The sequence below is a fragment of the Geitlerinema sp. PCC 7407 genome (genome assembly GCF_000317045.1).
GTDB lineage: Bacteria > Cyanobacteriota > Cyanobacteriia > PCC-7407 > PCC-7407 > PCC-7407.
In genome coordinates, this window is the sequence record NC_019703.1 from 505,990 (window position 1) to 526,518 (window position 20,529).

The following is a 20,529-nucleotide window of genomic DNA, read 5'->3' on the forward strand; positions in this document are numbered from 1 at the left end:
CTCTGTTTGGGAGGGCCTAAGGCCGAGAAAGGTCAACTTGCCATACCAATTTTGGCAGTTGCGGGGTCAGACGTGTCTCTGGTTGAGAGATGCACAGGCTGGGCGGTTACTTGGGGCTGTCTGCTCCTGGGGGCGATCGCCTCTAGGCAAGCCAGATCGAAACCGGTGGGGAGTGAGAGACGCTGCGTGCTGTGGAGTCGGATCGAGACGATAACCCTACATTGAAAGATGACCGGTGACGCACCCAGATTAATCTTAGTTTTTGCAGCCCTCCTTTGGGCGTAATTGAGGTGGCTCTCTTAAGGTTCAAGGGATGCTCGTACGGTGCTGTGACAGTTATTGTACGAGAGATGTCCTTAGAGTGTTCCCTGGGTTACTAACGTAGGCATCACCCTTACGGAAATTGAGGTTGCAAATAGCAGCCGTACTGGTGCAATGGTGGAGCGGGCTAGGACGGTACTGATAGAACAGTGAAAGTCATTGGCAATCGCCCATTGCGCTTTATAGGATTGGAAAGACGGGCTTTGAACGATCTCTTGGGATGTCGTGGTTCGTAGTTCCCAAAAAAGACCCAGACTCCAAAGGTTTGAAGGTGCTTTTTAAACTCCGAAGACAACGGTATTGAATCTGCTTAGACATACCGTTATCGGGATTAGGAATCCGGATAGGCGATGGTTCCTTCCCGGAACTCTCGCGATCGCCGCCAAAAGCAGCCTGAGGCGTATTAGAACCAGTCCTTTGCGGAAATTTTGCAAGCGCCTCTACTAGGAGCGATCGCCCTTCGCTGCCAAAGAGTGCCCATCTTTTGAGGGGGAGTGTGTCAGAATTGAGCCGTTCCCGCGCACAGGGCAAATGTGCAAGCAGCCTGGGGGTGGCCGTCTGCCCATGCCGGGATCTAGATCAGACAAAGATTTGTAGGTTGTGTGCTGAGGCTTGCTAATCGTGGACTCCCTTTCCTTTTCAGCCTCTGATGACTTTTCTCAGCAGCCGGGCTCGCTCAAGCCTGCTACTTCGGTTGTGGTTCGCTTGGCCGAGGCTCGCGATGTCAAAGAACTGTCCCAGCTGCTGACCCTTAGCTTTTACTCCTCAGAAGGCATGATGCAATGGCTGCTGCCGCTGATTGGTATGGGCATTGCGGAGGATGTGCGAAGCCGCTTGCGATCGCCCAGCCCTCACTATGCCTGCTTTGTAGCGGTCCAGCCAGCAACTTTGAGTCCCCAGACAGCCCCCGAAATCGTGGGAACCATCGAAATGACGGTCCGCCCCGATTCGCCGTGGCAGTTTCGGCAAGGCCAGCACGTCTACCTCTCTAATGTCGCTGTTCGCGAAGACCAGCGCCGCCGGGGCATTGCTCAGCAAATGCTCGCCGCCTGCGAACAAAAAGCGCTGGAATGGGGCTTTCGGGATCTCTACCTCCACGTCCTCGAAAACAACCAGCGAGCAAGACGATTGTATTTTCGAGCGGGCTACCGCCTGCGGCGCATAGAATTTAGCATCACAGCCCTTTTGTTGGGCCGTCCCCAGCGCTACTTGCTTCACAAGCGCTTGCCAAACTAGCCGATGTTCTTTGGCCAAAGAAGATAGTGTGGGCTCAGGTAGGCAGAGCCAATCAGGGGGAGCAAAGGGCGATCGCGGCTAGAGCGCAACGATCGAAGATCTGAAATCGAAGATCTGAGCGAGAAGCGACGACAAAAAGAAAAAGAAGAAAGCTGTGAGAGGGAGCGCGACTTTTTGTCAGATCAGCTGATTATTCGCGGCAAAACTACTGAGCAAGGGTAGAAAGTCGAGATAGCTCGAAGGGGCTCTGCGTAAATACCCGTAATTTAAATAAATATTTGTTTTTTGTTTCTAAAAACGTGTCAATCGGCGATCGCTAGCCTCAGGCGAAGCGTCAGAATGCCATTGATTGATTTTGCTTTAATTCTTGCGTGGCAAGGCATTGAGGCGATCGCCCCTACTTAAAGAAATGCTAAAAATCACTGATTAATTAATTTTTTAGATTGTTGCAATCTCCCATGAAGCTGATGCGCAGCCATTCTATTTGCAGAGAAACCAAGAAATGTGCCGGATGCTTTACAGAAACTTTAAAATAAACCCTGGTTTTGTAGAGCCTTTTACTAGGGCTGAGCGGTTCCTTGATTTCACCTCAATCTCATGCCATAGAATGGGGAGGTACAATCGGTCCCTAACTCATGAAGACCTCTCAAAGGCTCCAATGCTTTGATGGCTTTCGATTGTGTAGCCAAGTCAAAACATTTGTGAGATGACCTTGAGAGAAAGGGGCAGACGCTGGGTATGCTGGGTGTGTACTAAACGGCGATAGGTGAGAACTGAGGAGTTTCGCGCCAGTGATGGACAGCGGCTGCCAACAGCGCTACAGAGATGCTCCCTACAGTGCTAACGAGTGCGTTGGGTACGCCTGCACTGTCGGTCCCAAATACGAATCTCGAAGCGCTGCTAGGATGGACACCGAAGATTTGAATACGGCCCAGGCGATCGCAAAGCACTCCGAGCCGTCTAGTGAGATTCTGGAAAGTCTCCGGGCAGGCGAAGTTTTGATGGTCAACAGCCGTCGGCGAAACGGCCTGATTTTGCTGAAGCGCTTTCATGCAGAATTTGCAGGCCCCGGCGCTGTGATTGGTGGGCGATTTGACAGCGACTGTGAGCAGGTGGTGACAGTGGGTAAGCTGTCTCTGCTGGTGCCCAAGTCCTACGAAGAGCGTCAGGCTGCCTACAAAATTCGTTTGCAGTGGATCAAGCTGACTAAGCAATTCACGGGCAACCAGATGCCCCTAGAGCGGGCGCGCAAGATTTTGGAGCAGTTTGAACAGTACTTTGACACCGAAGAGGTGCAGGCAATTCCCGATGAAGCCTTTGCAAGGCTCGTGGGAGTGCTGCCTAGGACGGTGCGTCAGGCGCGCCGCAGACCCGAGAAGCTCAATCTCAAGGTGCGCGCCTGACGCCGCCCGCGTCAAAGCTGACCGTTAGGGTTCGGGCAAGCGCAGATTTTTTTAAGACAGAGAAGCCAGCTCTGGGCTGTTTAGCTGGGCGATCGCGCTCTGCAATCGGCTCAGGGTGCGGGCGTTTTCTTGGGGGCTGCCGACGGTGATCCGGAGGCCGTCAGCAATGGTGCGCACCAAGGTGCCTTGGGTGCGGAGCCCTTGGCCGAGATCCGCCGCGCTAAAGCCAGCGGATTCGGTGGGCCGCACAAAGATGAAGTTGGCGGTGCTGGGCCAGACCTGCAAAGACGGGATTTCCCCGAGGGCGGCCAGCAGGCGATCGCGCTCGTCGACAATCTGGGGAATCGCGGTCAGCAGTGCGTGGCGGTGGAGCAGCGCTGTCTGGGCTGCTGCCTGGGTGAAGCTGGGCAGGTTGTAGGGAAGCCGCACTTTCTCAAGAACGGCGACCAAGTCGGGGTGCGCGATGGCGTAGCCGACGCGGTGGGCCGCTAGCCGGAATGCCTTGGAAAAGGTGCGCAGAATAACCCAGTTGGGATGCTCGGGCAGCTCGCCCACGAGGCTCTGACCGCTGAACTCGAAATACGCTTCGTCGATGACGGCGAGGATGTTTTGGGGCAGGCTGCGCAGCCAGTCAATCTCGGCTTCGGTGAGGGGGTTGGCGGTGGGAGAGTTGGGGTGGAGGACGAAAACGGTCCGCACTGGCGGATGCTGAGGGGGATCGACTGGGGCGATCGCCTTTTGGGCGGCCTCCAGATCCATTTCAAAGGTTTCGAGCGATCGCCCAATGGTCAGCACCGGAATTCCCAGAGTTTTGGCCAGAATGCCGTACATCGAGAAGGTTGGCTGGGCCACCAAAATGGAACCTTCGCCGCCCAGGCAGGTAGCAATGAGCAGCGATCGAATCAGTTCATCAGAGCCATTGCCCACTGAAATCTGGTGGGAGGCGATCGCGCCTTTGGGCAGGTGAGCGGCCTCGGTGGCGTACTCGGCGATCGCCTCCTTGAGGGCTTGGTGACCGCCGTCGGGGTAGCGGTTCGCCTCGATCAGGCGCTGGTAGGTTTGACCGAGCTCTTGCTTGAGGGCCTCGGGCAGATCGTAGGGACTCTCATTGGTGTCCAAGCGATCGAGGCTTTTGGGATCCACCGGTTGCCCTTCGCTGCCGCCGGGATGGGGCGTGTAGGCAGTTAGTTGGGCCAGATCGGACCGAATAAAGGGCAACATAGCTGCGCTTCCCTCCAAAAACGTACGCGAGCGGCGATGGCTGAGACCGTCCTCTATCATAGCCTTCCTCCCTAGCGGTGTTTTGGCGTACCGGCGAACTGTCTAGAAATCAGCCTGCTAAAGCAATGGCAGCTCGCAAAAGGCCTGAATTTCTTGCCAGATGCGATCGCTGACAGTGGCCAGGGAGTGGTCGCTCTCGAGCTCGATCAGCTTTACCCAGGGTCGCTGCTCGGCGTAGTCCCGGCTGGCCTGCACCGGAATCACGTCATCGTGCACGCCGTGCAGAATCAAGGTCGGCAGCGATCGCCCCAGATCCCCATCGTGGTACTCCGCCAGATCTGTCACAAAGCCATACTGCAAGGGCAGCTCCGTCTGGGCCGCGTAGTGATAGACCGCCATGTACTGCTCCTGCTGCCAGCGCAGCAGCTGCTCTGACCCGAGGCGCGGCAGCCAGTGGGCCAAAAACTGAAACGCCGGCGCTAGCAGCACGAGCCGCTGGATCTGAGGATTGCGCTCCGCCAGCCAAGCGGCGGTCAGCCCGCCAAAGCTAGAGCCGATCACCGTCACAGGGCGATCCGGCAGCAGCGCTTCCACTTGGGCTAGCTGGCGACTTAGGCTCAGATGGCTAAAGTCGTCTTGATTGAGATCGGGGATCTCCAGCGCGATTCCGAGATCTTGAAAGCGATCGCCCAATTCCCGCGCTTTCGCAGAGTTGGGGCTCGAAGCAAAGCCGTGCAGGTAGAGGTAGCATTCCGGCGATGACTGTGAATGCGCCATGGCGGACAAGGGCGATAAGAGAGAATAGTCGCAATTATCGCCCATCTGGACCTTGGAGCGTCTCGGCCCCAAGGCCCAGCTCCCCGACCTAGACCGAGGCGGTGCCCGCCGCCCTAGCGGCTAACGCTTTGGGGGGCCTAAGGGGTGTTTCCCGGGTTCCCCATGCCTCGACCTCTGCCTCGGCCCATGCCCTGCTGTCCTTGGCGGGGGCCTTTCTTGTTGCGGGAGTGCTCCTGCATCTTGGCAGCAAAGCGATCGCGCTGCTCGTCGGTCATGATTTTGCGGGCAGCCAGCATGCTCTCGAAGCGCAGCTCGGCCATTTCCTGGCGCAGGCGCTGGACTTCTTGAAACTGGCGACGAATTTCGTCATCGGAGGCGTCCCCCGTCATCCGCGTTCGCAGCTCGTCCTGGGCTTGTCGCAGGGCGGTGCGCTTGGCCTGGAGGGGCTCTCGATACTGGCCGCGAATGCTTTGCAGCTGCTGGAGCTGATCAGGGGACAGGCCCAGATCTTGGAGCCAGCGGGTTTCCTTCCCTTCGCGATCGCCGTTGGGAGCATTTTGGGCGAGGGCGACACGGGGCATCGAGAAAAATGCGGGGGCGGCGATCGCCACAGCACCGGCCATGGCTAGCACAGAAAACGCCACAACAGAAGTACGGCGAACAGACATAAGCACTTACCTGGTGAAAGATCAAACAGGGCAATGGAGAAGTGAAGGCAGGGCAAAAATCCTAGGGGATTTCCTCAAGAAAGGCGTCCGCCGAAACCACGATCGCGCTTTCGGTGTCGGGGTTGAGGCTGCCAGTCCAGCTGCCTTCGAGGAAGGTTTCTAAGTTGGCAATTTCGGTTTCGGGAAGCGGGGGCGGGCTCCACAGGCGATCGCTGCCCCACAGGAGCGTCACCCCCGCCGCGATCGCCGTCGGCACGACCCACAGCCAGCGCTGCGGAAGGCACCTCAGGACCGGGGGGCTCGGCTCGGTGGCGATCGCCTCCATGAGTCGCTCCTCCAAATCCGCTGCCGCCGGTGGCGCGACCGGACGATGCCGCCGCAAAAACGTGCGCAGTCGCGGATCCTCATCCGCAGAAGTGGGTTGGTCTTTGGGTCGAAACGGACTCATATCTGTACTCCCGCTTGCTCCAAAAAGCGTCGCATTGCCGCGCGGGCGTGAAACAGGCGCGACTTGACGGTACCTGTGGGAATGCCCAACGCTTCAGCAATTTGTCGCTGGGGGATTTCTTCGAGGTCATGCAGCACCAAAACGGTCCGGTGCTCGAAGCTCAGGGTGGCAAGGCCTTGTTGCACCAGATCCTGGTAGTGCAAATGCGTCAGGCCCAGGTCGGTGGTTGATTCTGGAACTGCTTGCTGCCAGAGTGTCTGCTGCCGCGATCGCTGCTGAGCAAAGCTGCGTCTCTGGTCTGCTGCAACATTCCAGGTGATTCGATAGATCCAGGTCGAGAGCTGGTCTGCCCGTTTGAGGGCAGGCAGCCCCCGCCAGACCCGCAAAAACACCTCTTGAACCAAGTCATCCAGCGTCGTGGCCCCACACAGTTGATAGAGCGTAGAGCGCACCCGTTTTTGGTAGCGCTGATAGAGGAACCGGAACGCCTGGCGATCGCCCACTCGACAGCGCTGGACAAGGACTGCATCGGTAAGCGCGGCGGCGTTCTCCGTGGATGCGGGTTGAGTTGGGCCGTCTGGCACCACAAGCACCTGGTGAAATCCCGTTCATTCAGTTCAGGGGTTTAGACGACGCACCGTCGCTCTGGGTTCACGGTTGATTTTTGGGCTCCTATTTTTCCCTTGCGTCTGGAGACCTGCGATCGCAAGTTTCCTGCCGAAAAAGCTAAAAACAAGGGCAAAATCACAGCGCGATCGCCGGGAGACTGCTAGGTTTGGATTACAACCCTCGTCGCTCCACTCCTGCCGACTTCTGTATGGACTTGCTAGAGTATCAGGCCAAGGAACTGTTCCACCAAAAGGGCATTCCCGTTCTACCCTCCCAGCGCATTGAGCAACCCAAAGACCTCAAAGGCCTGAAAATTCCCTATCCCGTAGTGCTCAAGTCCCAAGTGCGGACCGGAGGCCGGGGCAAAGCGGGCGGGGTAAAGTTTGTCGAAAACACCATCGACGCGATCGCCGCTGCCCAGACCATTTTTCATTTGCCGATCAAAGGCGAGTACCCCAAAGTCCTCCTAGCCGAGTCGAAGTACGACGCAGCGCGGGAGTTTTATCTGGCGGTCGTGCTAGACAGCACCGTACGTCGCCCGGTGCTTCTCGGCTCCCAGCAAGGCGGCGTCGGGATCGAGTCCACGATGGATCATGTGCAGCATGTGGTGGTAGATGACGGCTTCTCGTCTTTCTATGCGCGGCGGCTCGCCATCCAGATGGGCCTCCAGGGCGCGCTGATTGGGGCGGTGAGCACCATCATCGAGAAGATGTACCGCCTCTTTATCGAGAAAGACCTGGATCTCGTAGAGATCAACCCCCTGGGCGTCAGCGCCAGTGATGACGTGATGGCCCTCGACGGCAAGGTGACGGTGAATGACTATGCCCTCGATCGCCACCCCGATATCTCAGCGCTGGTGGCCAATATTCCAGGCCAAAATCAAAAAGATCGCGGCTTACTGGAGCCCTTGCAGCACCTGGATTTGGTCGGGCTAGAGGGCAACATCGGCATTTTGTGTAACGGGACAGGGCTGACCTTGGCGACGATGGACTTGGTGTCCCAGGCCGGGGGCAAGCCAGCGAATTTGCTGAATGTGGGGCGCGAGACGAACTTTGAGCCGCCGGCCCAGTCCCTCTGCGGCCGCATTGCCCAGGGACTCGAGCAGGTGGCGCGCCACAAGGGGGTGAAGGTGGTGCTGGTCAATATCTTGGGGAATGTGACGGACTGTGAGGCGGTGTCTTCGCTGATTGCGGAGTGGTGGCAGCGATCGCACCAATCGCCGCGATCGCGCTCGGTCCCCCAGGTGATCGTGCGTCTGGTGGGCGATCGCCTGGAGGCGGCCCGCGAAACCCTAAGCGTCATCGAGATTCCGATGGTCGAAGACCTCGAAGACGCGGTCAGCCAAGCGGTCAAGCTGGCCAAGGCCTAGCCGGGGGAACAAGTCCCCAGCGAAAAAAATTTCCCGCAGCCGACTCCAGGGAGCAGAGCCTCTGCTGTACCCTGAGTTTTGGGTTTGATCGGAGTCTGCCAACCTCGGAAGCAAGCGGGCTTGAGAGCCACACAGCCCCTGCTGCCTAGACCTATTCCTAGCGTGACAACACCTTTTCTATGAACTTCCAACCCGATAGCAAGGTACTGATTCAGGGCATTGCTGAACCCCTGGGTGCGTCCCATACGCCGCTCATGAAGGCCTATGGCACCCAAGTTGTGGCGGGGGTAAGTTCGGGGCGCGGCCGAGAGGTGCTCCACGATATCCCCGTTTTTGATCTGGTGGAGCAGGCCGTGGAGGCGGTGGGCGAAATTGACGCGACGCTGATTTTTTCGCCGCCCTACCAGGCTCTGGACGCTGCCCTAGAGGCGATCGCCGCTGGCATCCACCAGATCATCATCATCACCGAAGGGATGCCGCCGCTGGACATGATTCGCCTGGTGGAGCGCGCCGAAGCGACCGATACCCTAGTCGTCGGTCCCAACTCGCCCGGCATCATCGTGCCAGGACAGGTTTTGCTGGGAACCTATCCTGCGGACCTCTTCACGCCGGGACCAGTGGGCATCATTAGCCGCAGCAGCACCCTCACCTATGAAGTCGGCCTCGTGCTAACGAAAGCTGGGCTGGGTCAGTCTATTGTGGTGGGGATTGGCAGCGACTCGATTGTCGGATCTTCCTTTGCCCAGTGGCTGCAAATCCTCGACGAGGACGAGCACACCGAGGCCATCGTGCTGGTGGGAGAAGTGGGCGGCGAAAGCGAAGAAATTTCGGCCCAGTACATCAAAGAGAATATCGATAAGCCGGTCATCGCCTATGTGGCGGGTCGAACGGCTCAGATATCGAAGCCTCTGGGGCACGGCGCGGCGGTGCAGCGCTGGCACCAAGAGGTGATTGTTGACACGCCAATTTCCGATAAAGGGCTGGACATCGGTACGGCTGCCAGCAAAATAGCCGCCTTTAAGGCGGCTAAGGTGCCGGTGGCGGATCGCCCCTCGAAGATTCCTAGTCTGCTGGAAAAAGCTCTCAAGCCGTCAGCAGCAAAGGCGGGCTAGCGAGCGGCGCTTCGTAAGAGGGCCTGACTGCCGGAGGCGCCCATCTGGCGGAGCCGATAGGTGAACTGGAAGTTCAAAACGCCAATGATGCTCCAGTAGCCGCCCAAGAGGGTAAGGAGGCTGCTGAAGCTGACATGCTCTAGGGCTTCCCAGGGAAAGGCCGTCAGGAGCCACAGGTCGGCGGCGTTCTCAGGAGACAAAGAGAGGACAGCTAGACCGATCCAGGGCACAACGACGACGCCTGCCAGGGTTCCACCGGCCCAGACGGTGCGCTTGCTGCTTTTCATCATCAGGATGCTCTGGACGATCGCCGCCAAAAACACGATTAGGCTGCCTGTCAGCGCCAAGCCGATCCAGGCAATGGATTGGCCATTGCCTCCCAGGGTCATCCCCATGCCAAAGACCCCCAGCATGATGCCCACATTGACACCGATGGCGAGCAGAAACGGGCTTTTGTCATGCCACAGCAGGTCGCGCAGCAGCGATCGCCGCCAGGCTTTGCGTCCCTGGGAGCGGCGATCGCGCCGGTAGCGCGCCCAGTCTTGCAGGGCCTGCCGGTGGGGAGCTAGCGCCGCAATGAGCACCAAAAACATCAGCAAGTTCAGCAAATAAACGGGCCGCATGAGCACCAGATCGGCTGGGCGCAGAGACGATTCTCCCAGCGGATCTTGCAGCGAAAAGCCCAGCAGCATCAGCTCAAAGCACACAATCAAGCCATAGCTTTGGCCCTTGCTCAGGAGGGTGTCGCCAGGGCTGCGGAAGCTGCGCCGCAGGGCCTGCCAGGTCCAGCCCAGCCACAGCGCTGCATTGGCGATCGCCAAGCCCATCCACTGCCACAGATCATTGCCAATCAAAAGCGTGAACCACCGCTCATCTTCCTGCCCGCGAAACGAAAACATGACTTGAAAATTCGGCACTTGGGCTGCCTCTGCGAGATAGGGAAAAAGTTGTCCAACGCCAAAGAAGTGAAACCAGTCGAAGGCCGAGTAGTTTGCCTCGTTAGTCGCGTTGAAAGCCGAAGCGAAGATCAAAATCAGGCCGCTACCCAGCCAGGGCTGAAAGCCGCCCAGCCACCCGGTGGTCAAGCCGTAGAGCAGCGAGAGACTGTAAACCAGGGCGCAGATGCCCGCAAAGAGGCTATAAAAGGCGATGAGGACCCAGGGCGAGATGCCCGCTGAAGCGGCTGCCCACAGGTGAAGCGGTAAGGCCACAAAGGCCATGATGTACAGCAGAACAGGAGTTCCTAGGAGCTTCCCGGCAAGCACCGTTGTGGCTGAGCGGGGGCTGAGGCGAATGAAGTTGAGCGTGCCCCGGCGCTCCTCTTGGTAGAGGTCATTAATCAGTAGGTAGCTGCCTGCGGTGAGCAAGATGACTAAGCTGGCGACGCTGATGATGCTGAAGACCTGGAACCACCACAGCGGTTGATTGATGATGATCTGGCCCGCTGCATCGGTCAGACAGCGAAATTCACCATAGCGCTCTGAGCCGGTGCAGTAGCGGCTGTATTCGCTCCCTGCTTGCTCAATTTGGCGCTGGACCGTGGCGATCGCCAGAAATTGGCCAAACAAAGAGAGGCCAATGGCAATCAAAACATTGCGGACCTTCATGCGGCCCTTGAGCTCTCGCAAAAGCTGGGGATTCCAGTCCCCGAGGCGGTCAATCCAGGACATAAACATAGCGCGATCTCCGCAGAGGGGATTTAAGACGTTTGCTGGTGGCCCAGCTTGAGGAAGATGTCTTCCAAGTTTTCCTGCGTGCAGTGAAAGTTGTAGATGGGCAGCCCTAGCTCAATGAGCGATCGCAGCAGCGCTGCGCTGTCGTCCGTCGTCCCGGAAAAATGAATCTCCAGGGTTTGAGTCTCTGGAATGCGGCGACAGTCCTCGAGATTTGGCCAGCGCTGGAGTTCTCGCTCCAGCGCCTCCAGATCCCCAGAGCTCGAAATCTCAATCACCTGGCGACTAAACTTTTGGTACAGCGCGCTCAGGGACGCGCTTTCCACCAGGCAGCCCAGCTCCATGATGCCGATGGCGTTGCACAGCTCGGCCAAGTCGCTCAGGACGTGGGACGAAATCAACACGGTCATCCCCACGTCTTGCAGCGCCCGGATCACTTCGCGAAACTGCTGACGGGCGATCGGGTCGAGACCCGAAACCGGCTCATCCAGCAGCAGCAGCAGCGGCTCATGGATAATCGTGCGGGCCAGACTCAGGCGCTGCTTCATGCCCCGCGAGAGGCTGGCGATCGGACTGTTTTTCTTGTGGGTCAGGCTCACCAGCTCCAAAACATCGTGCAGGCGCCGCCGCCGCAGGGGGTTCTTGAGCTGATAGAGCCGCGCGAAATAGTCTAGATAGTCCCAGACCGACAGGTCTTCATAGAGCGGGAAATCATCGGGGAGATAGCCAATGCGGCGCTTGAGGTGGGCGCTGGTGTGGTCTAGCAGGAGGCGATCGCCGTTGATAAAAATTTCGCCAATCGTTGGTTCCTCTGCCGCCGCCAGCAGGCGAATCAACGTCGTCTTGCCAGCACCATTGGGACCGATCAAGCCATAAACATCCCCCGCTGGAATTTCTAAATCAATATCGTTGACCGCCAAATATCGCTCAAACTGTTTGGTCAGGCCACGGGTACAGACTGCTAATTCCGTCGTCATAGCGCCAGGAGCTTCAGAGAGATCAAAGCAGAAGCAAAGTAAAACCGAGAGGCCACGCAGTGCGCGTTTGGAGGCTTGGCAGACAGGCAAAGCAGCCTGGCCCAGCGATCTCCGCTAGCCTAGCCTTTGGCTACACCGCTCGTCAGGGCGGTTTCAGAAATTGCAATGCTCAATCAGCAAAGAAAAACCCCCCTGACGCATCAGGAGGGTGAGGGCGGCCATGGGGGCGATCGCCCCCATGGCCCGGTTACTGGGACTATCGACCCCTAGGGAAGGGGAGGCACCACCCCGTTTTCCAGGGAAATGTGGAGGGTGTAGGTGCTGCCCGGTGCGGGGGCTGAGCCCGTGATGATGCCCGAGCCAGGCTGCACCGATGAGTCAAAGGCACCCACGCCAATGACGTAGGTTCCTGCCTCGGTGAAGGTGTACTCAATGAAGGCATCATCGGACTTCGTGCTGCCGCCCGCTCCATTGCTGGTCAGCGAGTCGTCGTTTTCGGCCAGCAGTGCCCCTGCACTGTTGAACAGGAACAGCTCCGTATCCACATCGCCGACGCCGCCACTGGTGACTCCGAAGTCGATGTCGAAATACGCTACGCCGGGACTGGTCACTTCGAAGACGTAGTAGTCGAAGCTGCCGTCGCCCGTTGCCTGAACCGTCGCGTGGGGGATCTCCGTGGATCGGAAGATGTTCGCATTCGCCGTAGAGGTGAACTGCGCCTCTGGCACGCTCTGGGCCACGACCAGATTCACCGTTGCGGTAGCAGAGCCGCCATTGCCGTCCGCCACCGTGTAGGTGAAGCTGTCGTTGCCGCTGAAGTTGGCGCCCGGCGTGTAGACGTAGGATCCGCCTTGCTGGGTGAGGGTGCCCCGGCTGGGGGTGCTGACATTGACAACGTTCAGGGTGGTGTCACCGTCGATGTCGGTGTCGTTGCTCAGCAGCTGGGCGCTGCTGATCGTCAGCGGTGTCCCCTGCGCAACCGTAAAGCGATCGCCCACGGCCGTCGGCGCATCGTTGACCGGCGTCACCGTCACCGTCACCGTTGCCACGGCCGTTCCGCCGTCGTTGTCGCTCACCGTGTAGGTAAAGCTGTCAACGCCGTTGAAGTTGGCGCTAGGCGTGTAGATGAAGGTGCCGGTGCCGGTGAGATTGACCGCGCCATTGCTCGGCCCCGTCACCACGCTGGGATTGCGCAGGTCGCCATCAACGTCGGTGTCATTGGCCAGGACGTTGATTTGGACAAAGCTGTCCTCAGCCACCGTGGCGCGGTCGTTGCCGGCGATCGGCGGGTCGTTGACATCCCGGACCGTGACCGTGACCTTGATCGGTCCCGAGACGGCCCCCTCTTCATCGGCCACCGTATAGACAAAGCTATCGACGCCGTTGAAGTTGCTGTTGGGGGTGTAGACCGCCGCCCCTGAAGCATCCAGGGTCACGCTGCCATTGGTCGGGCTGGTGGTGATCACGACACTATCCGGCGCGATCGCGCTGTCGATGTCGGTATCGTTGCCGAGGATATCGATCGTCACCGCCGTATCTTCATCGGTGATCGTCGTATCTGCCACGCCCACCGGAGCATCATTGACCGGCGCCACCGTGACAAACACCGTTGCCGGAGCGGCCGTTGCGCCGTCGGTATCGCCCACGGTGTAGGTGAAGGAGTCCACCCCAAAGAAGTTGGAGCCTGGGGTGTAGGTCACCTCGCCCGTGTTGGGATTGACGGTGGCCGTGCCGCTGGTGCCATTGCTGACAATCGCGACGGTGGTCGGCAAGACGCGGCCGTCCACATCCGTATCGTTGGCGGCCACGTTGATCGTGACGGCGCTATCTTCGAGGGTGCTGGCGGTGTCGTTGGCCGCGATCGGGGCATCATTCACCGACAGCACGGTGATGGTGACCGTGGCCAGGTTGGACGTGCTGCCGTCGTCGCTGCTCACCTGGTAGGTGAAGCTGTCGACGCCAAAGAAGTCGCTGTCTGGCGTGTAGGTAGCGGCTCCGGTAGCGGCGTCAATGCTGACGCTGCCATTGGCGGCTTCGCTGACCACTACGACGCTGGCTGGCAGCAGGTTGCCATCATCATCGAAGTCATTGGCCAACAGGTCGATGCTGACGGCGGTGTCTTCATTGGTGGTGGCGCTGTCGTTGACGGCGAAGGCCGGGTCGTTGACGGACAGGACCGTGACCAGGACCGTTGCTGGGGCGCTGGTGTCGCCATCGTCGTCGGCCACGGTGTAGGTGAAGCTGTCGACGCCAAAGAAGTTGGTGTCTGGGGTGTAGGTGACGACGCCCGAGCTCGGATCGAGGCTGAAGCTGCCACTGCTAGGACCGCTCAGGATGCTGATGGAGGCTGGATTCAGCGTGCCGTCGAGGTCGGAGTCATTGGCCAGCAGGTCGATCTTGACGACGGTGTCTTCGTCTGTGGTCCCAAAGTCGTCCGTGGATACCGGAGCGTCGTTGATGTCGTTGACCGTCACAAAGACCGTGGCCGGTGCGCCCGTGACACCGTCGTTGTCCGCGACGGTGTAGGTGAAGGAGTCCACCCCGAAGAAGTTGGCGTCGGGGGTGTAGGTGATGTCGCCGGTGGTGTCATCGATGGTCACCGAGCCGTTGCCCGCCTCGCTGACGAGCGCCACGGTGGTGGCGTCGAGGGTGCCGTCGACGTCAGTGTCGTTGGCGATCGCGCTAAAGGTGATCGCCGTGTCCTCATCGGTGGAGACCGCATCTCCCACTAGGCGCGGCGCATCGTTGACCGGCGAAACGGTGACCGTGACGGTGGTGGGAGCCGAGGTCGCTCCGCCATCGTCGGTCACGGTGTAGGTAAAGCTATCGACGCCAAAGAAGTCGGTGTCTGGCGTGTAGGTCACCACCCCCGTTTCTGGGTTCACGCTCACCGAGCCGTTACCCGCCTCGCTGGCGATGGAAACCGAGCCGGGCACTAGGGAATCGTCCACGTCGGTGTCATTGGCCAGCACGTTGATGGCGATCGCCGAGTCTTCTTCTGTCGAGGCTGTGTCGGCCACCGGGCGCGGCGCATCGTTCACCGGCGCCACCGTCACAAAGACCGTGGCCGGCGTTGCGGTCGCCCCGCTGTTGTCCGTCACCGTGTAGGTAAAGCTGTCGACGCCAAAGAAGTCGGTGCCTGGGGTGTAGGAAACGACGCCGTTGGGACCAACGGTGGCGCTGCCGCTGCTGGGGCCTGAGATCACGCTGACCGAGGAGCGCACCAGGGAGCCATCGACATCGGTGTCATTGGCCAGCACATTGATCGACACCAGGGTGTCTTCGTTGGTAGTGGCTCTGTCGCCCAGGATGCGCGGGGCATCGTTGACGCCGTTGACCGTGATCAAGACCGTGGCCGGAGCCGAGGTTGCGCCGGAGTTGTCTCGCACGGTGTAGGTGAAGGAGTCCACCCCGAAGAAGTCGGAGTTGGGTCTGTAGGTGGCGACGCCCGTCAACCGGTTGATCAGCACGCTGCCGTTGCTGGGGCGGCTGACCAGGGTGAGGGACGAGCGAATGAGCGAACCGTCGACGTCGGTGTCATTGGTGATGATGTTGACGCTGCCGACGGTGTCTTCATCGATCACCAGGGAGTCGTTGACGGCGAAGGGCGCGTCATTGACGTTGTTGACCGTGACGAACACGGTGGCGGGCTGGGCCTCGGAGCCGGTTTCGTCAAAGACGGTGTAGGTAAAGGAGTCAACGCCGAAGAAGTCGGAGTTGGGGTTGTAGGTGACAACGCCGGTTTCGAGGTCGACGGTGACGCTGCCGTTGCTCGGAGCGCTGACAACGCTGAGGGTTTCCTGAAGAATCAGGTCGCCGTCGACGTCGGTGTCATTGGCCAGCACGTTCAGGGAGACGGCAGTTTCCTCGTCGGTGCTGATGGCGTCGTTGACGGCGGTGGGCGGATCGCTGACCGGGTTGACCGTGACGAAGACCGTCGCGGGGGTTGAGGTCGCGCCGTTGCCGTCGGCCACGGTGTAGGTGAAGGAGTCTACCCCAAAGAAGTCATCGTCGGGGGTGTAGGTGATCTCGCCGGTTTCGGTGTTGACGGTGGCTGAGCCGCTGCTGCCCTGGGAGGCGATCGCCACAGAGCTGGGCAAGATGGCGTCGCCGGCGTCGATGTCGGTGTCGTTGGCGAGCACGTTGATGGCGATCGCCGAATCCTCGTCGGTGCTGATGGCGTCATTGGTGGCGACGGGGGCATCGTTGACCCCATTCACCGTCACAAAGACCGTGGCCACGCTGGAGCTAGCGCCGTCCGCATCGACCACCACGTAGGTGAAGCTGTCAATACCGTTGAAGTCGGCGTCGGGGGTGTACACCACCCGATTGGGATCCGTGGCGTCAATCTCGACCGATCCCTGGGTGGGATCAGCCACCAGTTCGACCGTCAGATCGCCGATCGCGTTATCGACGTCCGAGTCGTTCGCCAAGACATTGATCGCAATCTGGCCGTCTTCATTCACCGTGGCGGTGTCGTCTGTTGCCACGGGGGCATCGTTGACGGGGTTGACCGTGACGGTGACCGTCGTTGGAGCGGTGGTTGCGCCGCTGTCGTCGGCCACGGTGTAGGTGAAGGAGTCCACCCCAAAGAAGTCACTGTCGGGGGTGTAAATCACCGCGCCGGACTCATCGATGCTGACGCTGCCGCTGGTGGGGCCAGTGACCACCGCAACGGTGCTGGCATCCAGGGAGCCGTCGATGTCGGTGTCGTTGGCGATCACATCCAGAGTGAGGATGCCATCCTCGTCGACCGAAGCGCTGTCGGCCACGCCGAGAGGCGCATCGTTGACGGCGTTGACGGTGACCGTGACCACTGCTGGCGTCGAGGTTGCTCCTTCGCCATCCACCAGGGTGTAGGTAAAGGAGTCCACGCCATTGAAGTCACTGTTGGGCGTGTAGGTCACGACGCCGTTGGCGTCCACCGTGGCGCTGCCGTTGGTGGGCGCCGTCACCACCACGCTGCCAGGATTGAGGGTGCCGTCGACATCGGTGTCGTTGGCGACGACATTGAAGGTCAGAGCGGTGTCTTCGTTGGTGCTGACGCTGTCGGCGATCGCCCGAGGCGCGTCATTCACCGGACTCACCGTCACCGTCACCGTCGTGGGCGCGCTGACGCCGCCGTCATTGTCCTCCACCGTATAGGTAAAGGAATCCACCCCGTTAAAGTCGCTATTCGGGGTATAGACGAGCGTCCCGTCGGGATTCACGCTGACGCTGCCGTTGGTGGACTGCTCCACCGCCACGCTGCCCGGCACCAAGTTGCCATCAATGTCGGTGTCATTCACCAACACATTGAGGGTGACCGCGGTATCTTCGCTGGTGCTGCCCGTATCCGCCACGCCCGTTGGCACATCGTTGACATCATTGACCGTCACCGTCACCACGGCCGGCGCGGAAGGGACGCCGAGGTTGTCCGTGATCGTGTAGGTAAAGGAGTCCACGCCGTTGAAGTTACTGGCGGGGCGATAAACGACCTGGCCGCTGAAGGGGTCGTAGAAGGCGGTGCCGTTGCCCGGCTGAGAGGCAATGGTAATCGACGTGCGATTGACCGTGCCGTCGACGTCCGAGTCGTTGGCCAAGACATTCAGGGATACGGCGGCGTCTTCGTTGGTGCTGACGCTGTCGGCTCCCGCCACCGGCGCATCGTTCACCGGCGCCACGGTGACAAACACCGTCGCGGGGGTCGAGGTTGCGCCCGCGTCGTCCTCGACGGTGTAAGTGAAGGAGTCCACCCCGAAGAAGTTGCTGTTGGGGGTGTAGACCACCTGACCGGTAATCGGGCTCGTCAGCACAGAGCCATTGCTCGGCCCGGTGACCACCGTCAGCGTCGCCGGATCGATCTGCCCATCGATGTCGGTGTCGTTGGCCAGGACGTTCACCGTGACGGCGGCTTCTTCCTGGGTCGTGATGCCGTCATTGATCACCACCGGCGCATCGTTAACATTGCCGACGGTCACCAGCACGGTGGCGACGTCTGTGCCGCCGCGTCCGTTATTGATCGTGTAGGTAAAAGAATCGACCCCGGCAAAGTTGCTGTTGGGTCGATAGACCAGGGTTTGGCCGTTGTTGATGCTGCGGACGCTGCCTCGGCCCCCTTGGCTAAAGGTGCTGATGGTCAGGCTGCTGCCGTCGCCCGCATCGTCATTGCTAAACAGCTCGCTGCCGACGATGGTCAGGGCGGTGTCTTCGACGGTGCTAAAGGCATCGTCATTGGCGATCGCCGGGTCCTCCACCGCGTTCACCGTCACAAAGACCGTGGCCGTGGTCAGATTGCCCTGCTGATCTGAGATCGTGTAGGTAAAGCTGTCGATCCCGTTGAAGTCTTCTGCCGGGGTGTACTGCAAGAAGTCTCCCAGGCCCTCGAGGCTGCCCCGGCCCGGCTGGGTAAAGCTGTCGAGGAAGACATTGCCGTCCTCGTCGCTGTCGTTGCTCAGGAGACCGTTGACGGCGATGCTGAGGGCGGTGTCTTCGTTGGTGGAGACGCGATCGTTGCCAGCCACCGGCAGATCTTCCACGCTGGACACCGTGATAAAGACCGTCGCGGTATCGCTGCCGCCCCGGCCGTCGCTCACGGTATAGGTGAAGCTGTCCACCCCGTTAAAATTGCGGCTGGGCTGGTAGGTCAGGGTGCCGTTGAGGTTGTTGCGCAGGGTGCCGCGGGCGGGCTGGGTAAAGCCGTTGAGATTGAGGACATCCCCGTCGCCGTCACTGTCATTGGCAAACAGCCCCGAGGCCAAGTTGATGGTCAGGCCGGTGTCTTCGCGGGTGCTGAGGCCGTCGCTGCCCGCGATGGGAACGTCGTTGACCCCGGTGACCGTGACGAAGACTCGACCGACGGTGGTGCCGCCTTGGCCGTCGCGCACCGTATAGGTAAAGGAGTCGACCCCGGCAAAGTTGCTGTCGGGGGTGTAGGTGTAGGAGCCGTCGCCGTTGCCCTGGAGGTCACCGTTCGCGGGCTGGCCAAAGTTGCTGTTGAGCAGGCTGAGGGTGCCGCCGTCGATGTCGGTGTCGTTGCCGAGCAGGTCGTCAGCGGTGAAGTTGAGGAGACCGTCTTCGCTGATGCTGAAGCGATCGCTCACGGCCACCGGCACGTCGTTGACCGACTGCACCGTGATTAGCACCGTGCCGGCCGAGGTGCCGCCGTTGCCGTCCGAGACCGTGTAGGTAAAGCTATCGACCCCGTTGAAGTTGCTGTTGGGGGTGTAGACAAAGCGGTTGCCGCTCAGGGCTGTGAGGGTGCCGTTGCGGGGGGTGCTGTTTTCGAGGAGGGTGATCGGCTCGCCGTCGATGTCGGTGTCGTTGGCCAGCACATTCCCCAGGGTGACGGCCCGATCTTCGAGGGTCGTGGCGCTGTCGGGCCGGGCCAGGGGAGGGGCGTCGTTGACAGCGGTCACAGTGACATTCACCGTGGCGGTGGAGGTGCCGCCGCGGCCATCGACGACGGTGTAGGTGAAGCGATCGGTGCCAAAAAAGTCGCTGGCTGGGGTATAAACGAAGCCGTTGCCAACCTGGGTGACGGTGCCGCGACTGCCCTGGCCAAAGCGCAAGATCGTGAGGCGATCGCCATCGGCATCAGTGTCGTTGGCCAGCACGTTGCTAAGGGTGACGGCCCGATCTTCAAGGGTCGAAGCCGCGTCATTGCGGGCGATCGGCACGTCATTGACGGCGCGCACGGTCACAAACACGTTGGCCGCGCTGGTGCCGCCAAAGCCATCGCGCACCGTGTAGGTGAAGCTGTCAACGCCGTTGCGGTTGGCGCTGGGCCGGTAGATAAACTGGCCGTTGGTGCTGCTGGTGACTGACCCAAAGCGGCCGGAGGTAAACCGGATCACCGAGAGCGTGTCTCTGTCCGGGTCGCGGTCATTGGCCAAGACATTGGCCAGGGCGACGGCGACATCTTCGTTGGTGGCGATCGCATCATTGGCCAGGACCGGCGCGCGGTTGATGCCCGAGCGACCCTCCGCCTGCCCCTGAATCACGAAGTGCTCAAAACCTGTCCGGAAGGCCCCAGCGTTCACCGCCTGCAAGACATCCGGGTTGTGAACGAGGTAAAAGCCCTCGTTGAAAATGGCGCTGGGCATGCGCCGCTCAAACTGGCCTGCCAGAAAGAAGTGCTCGAAGCCGCTTGAGAACGTGCCCGCGCGCACCGCTGCGGCAATGTCGGGGTTGTTGGTGAGATAGTAGCTCTCGCTGAACTGAGCAATGGGCGATCGACCCTCAAACTGCCCCGCTGCGATGTAGTGGTCGTAGGCGCTGGAAACAAGCTTGTTACGAATGGCCGCCGCAACGTCAGGGTTGCTTGACAAGTAGTAGCTCGTATTGAAATAGGCGCTGGGATTGCGCCCTTCAAGCTTGCCGAGGGCCTGGAAGTGAGCAAACCCACTGGTGAAGACACCGTTGCGGACAGCGGTTGCGACGTCGGGGTTTGTCGCTAAATAATACCGCTCGTCAAAGAGGGACTGGAGAGACAGACTCATAAAAGTGACCTGCTGAATGAAAACACAGAACGGCGCATGCCGGACAGGTTGACGCCATTATGTCAGATCGGCATCCCTATCCTCTGCCAAAGTTCAAAACACAAAGCCGTTACTGCTGACCCTCTCTGCTGTCAGCGGCAACGGCTTTGTGTTTTCAAAGTCTTGTGGCTTGAACCATCAGTTCAGAACCTCCAAGCGCGAGGACAAAAGAAGGGGCGATCGCGCTGTGTGGGCG

12 protein-coding genes are annotated in these 20,529 nt (G+C 59.9%); 4 read left to right on the top strand and 8 right to left on the bottom strand.

Features of this window, described 5'->3' with window-relative positions; all coding sequences use genetic code 11:
* Positions 1-942: 942 nt before the first annotated feature.
* Both GEI7407_RS02195 and GEI7407_RS02200 read left to right on the top strand, forming a co-directional pair.
* A complete protein-coding gene (locus GEI7407_RS02195; RefSeq protein ID WP_015170491.1) occupies positions 943-1,557 on the top strand; it encodes a GNAT family N-acetyltransferase in 615 nt (204 codons plus the stop codon).
* A gap of 905 nt (positions 1,558-2,462) precedes the next feature.
* A complete protein-coding gene (locus GEI7407_RS02200; protein ID WP_041268240.1) occupies positions 2,463-2,960 on the top strand; it encodes a hypothetical protein in 498 nt (165 codons plus the stop codon).
* A gap of 51 nt (positions 2,961-3,011) precedes the next feature.
* On the opposite strand, the gene GEI7407_RS02205 is transcribed toward GEI7407_RS02200, so the two are convergent.
* The 5 genes from GEI7407_RS02205 to GEI7407_RS02225 all read right to left on the bottom strand — a co-directional run bounded on the left by GEI7407_RS02205 (position 3,012) and on the right by GEI7407_RS02225 (position 6,661).
* Entirely contained in the window at positions 3,012-4,181 is a 1,170-nt protein-coding gene (locus GEI7407_RS02205; RefSeq protein WP_041268241.1) for a histidinol-phosphate transaminase, read from the bottom strand.
* 117 nt (positions 4,182-4,298) lie between these two features.
* Entirely contained in the window at positions 4,299-4,958 is a 660-nt protein-coding gene (locus GEI7407_RS02210) for a YqiA/YcfP family alpha/beta fold hydrolase (protein WP_015170494.1), read from the bottom strand.
* A gap of 137 nt (positions 4,959-5,095) precedes the next feature.
* Positions 5,096-5,626: a Spy/CpxP family protein refolding chaperone gene (locus GEI7407_RS02215; protein WP_015170495.1), complete on the bottom strand. Its 531-nt coding sequence runs from the start codon at positions 5,624-5,626 to the stop codon at positions 5,096-5,098.
* Between the two features lie 61 nt (positions 5,627-5,687).
* Positions 5,688-6,074 carry a hypothetical protein gene (locus GEI7407_RS02220; protein ID WP_015170496.1) on the bottom strand — a complete coding sequence of 129 codons (387 nt, stop codon included), beginning with the start codon at positions 6,072-6,074 and terminating at the stop codon, positions 5,688-5,690.
* A complete protein-coding gene (locus GEI7407_RS02225; RefSeq protein WP_015170497.1) occupies positions 6,071-6,661 on the bottom strand; it encodes a sigma-70 family RNA polymerase sigma factor in 591 nt (196 codons plus the stop codon). Before GEI7407_RS02225 ends, GEI7407_RS02220 begins: the two co-directional genes overlap by 4 nt.
* Positions 6,662-6,891: 230 nt before the next feature.
* Here GEI7407_RS02225 and GEI7407_RS02230 point away from each other — a divergent pair, with 230 nt between their 5' ends.
* Positions 6,892-8,052, top strand: coding sequence for a succinate--CoA ligase subunit beta (locus GEI7407_RS02230; RefSeq protein WP_015170498.1), 1,161 nt, complete (start codon positions 6,892-6,894; stop codon positions 8,050-8,052).
* 179 nt (positions 8,053-8,231) lie between these two features.
* Complete coding sequence (locus GEI7407_RS02235; RefSeq protein ID WP_015170499.1) at positions 8,232-9,164, top strand: succinyl-CoA synthetase subunit alpha; 933 nt, start codon at positions 8,232-8,234, stop codon at positions 9,162-9,164.
* Here the strand turns inward: GEI7407_RS02235 and GEI7407_RS02240 are convergent.
* From GEI7407_RS02240 to GEI7407_RS20885, 3 genes are all read right to left on the bottom strand, one after another.
* The gene (locus GEI7407_RS02240) at positions 9,161-10,840 is read right to left on the bottom strand and encodes a hypothetical protein (RefSeq protein WP_015170500.1); all 1,680 of its coding nucleotides are present in this window, start codon (positions 10,838-10,840) and stop codon (positions 9,161-9,163) included. The genes GEI7407_RS02235 and GEI7407_RS02240 overlap by 4 nt on opposite strands.
* 23 nt (positions 10,841-10,863) lie before the next feature.
* Positions 10,864-11,814, bottom strand: coding sequence for an ABC transporter ATP-binding protein (locus tag GEI7407_RS02245; protein WP_015170501.1), 951 nt, complete (start codon positions 11,812-11,814; stop codon positions 10,864-10,866).
* A 266-nt stretch (positions 11,815-12,080) separates the two neighbouring features.
* Positions 12,081-20,294 carry a tandem-95 repeat protein gene (locus tag GEI7407_RS20885; protein ID WP_015170502.1) on the bottom strand — a complete coding sequence of 2,738 codons (8,214 nt, stop codon included), beginning with the start codon at positions 20,292-20,294 and terminating at the stop codon, positions 12,081-12,083.
* Positions 20,295-20,529 lie beyond the last annotated feature (235 nt).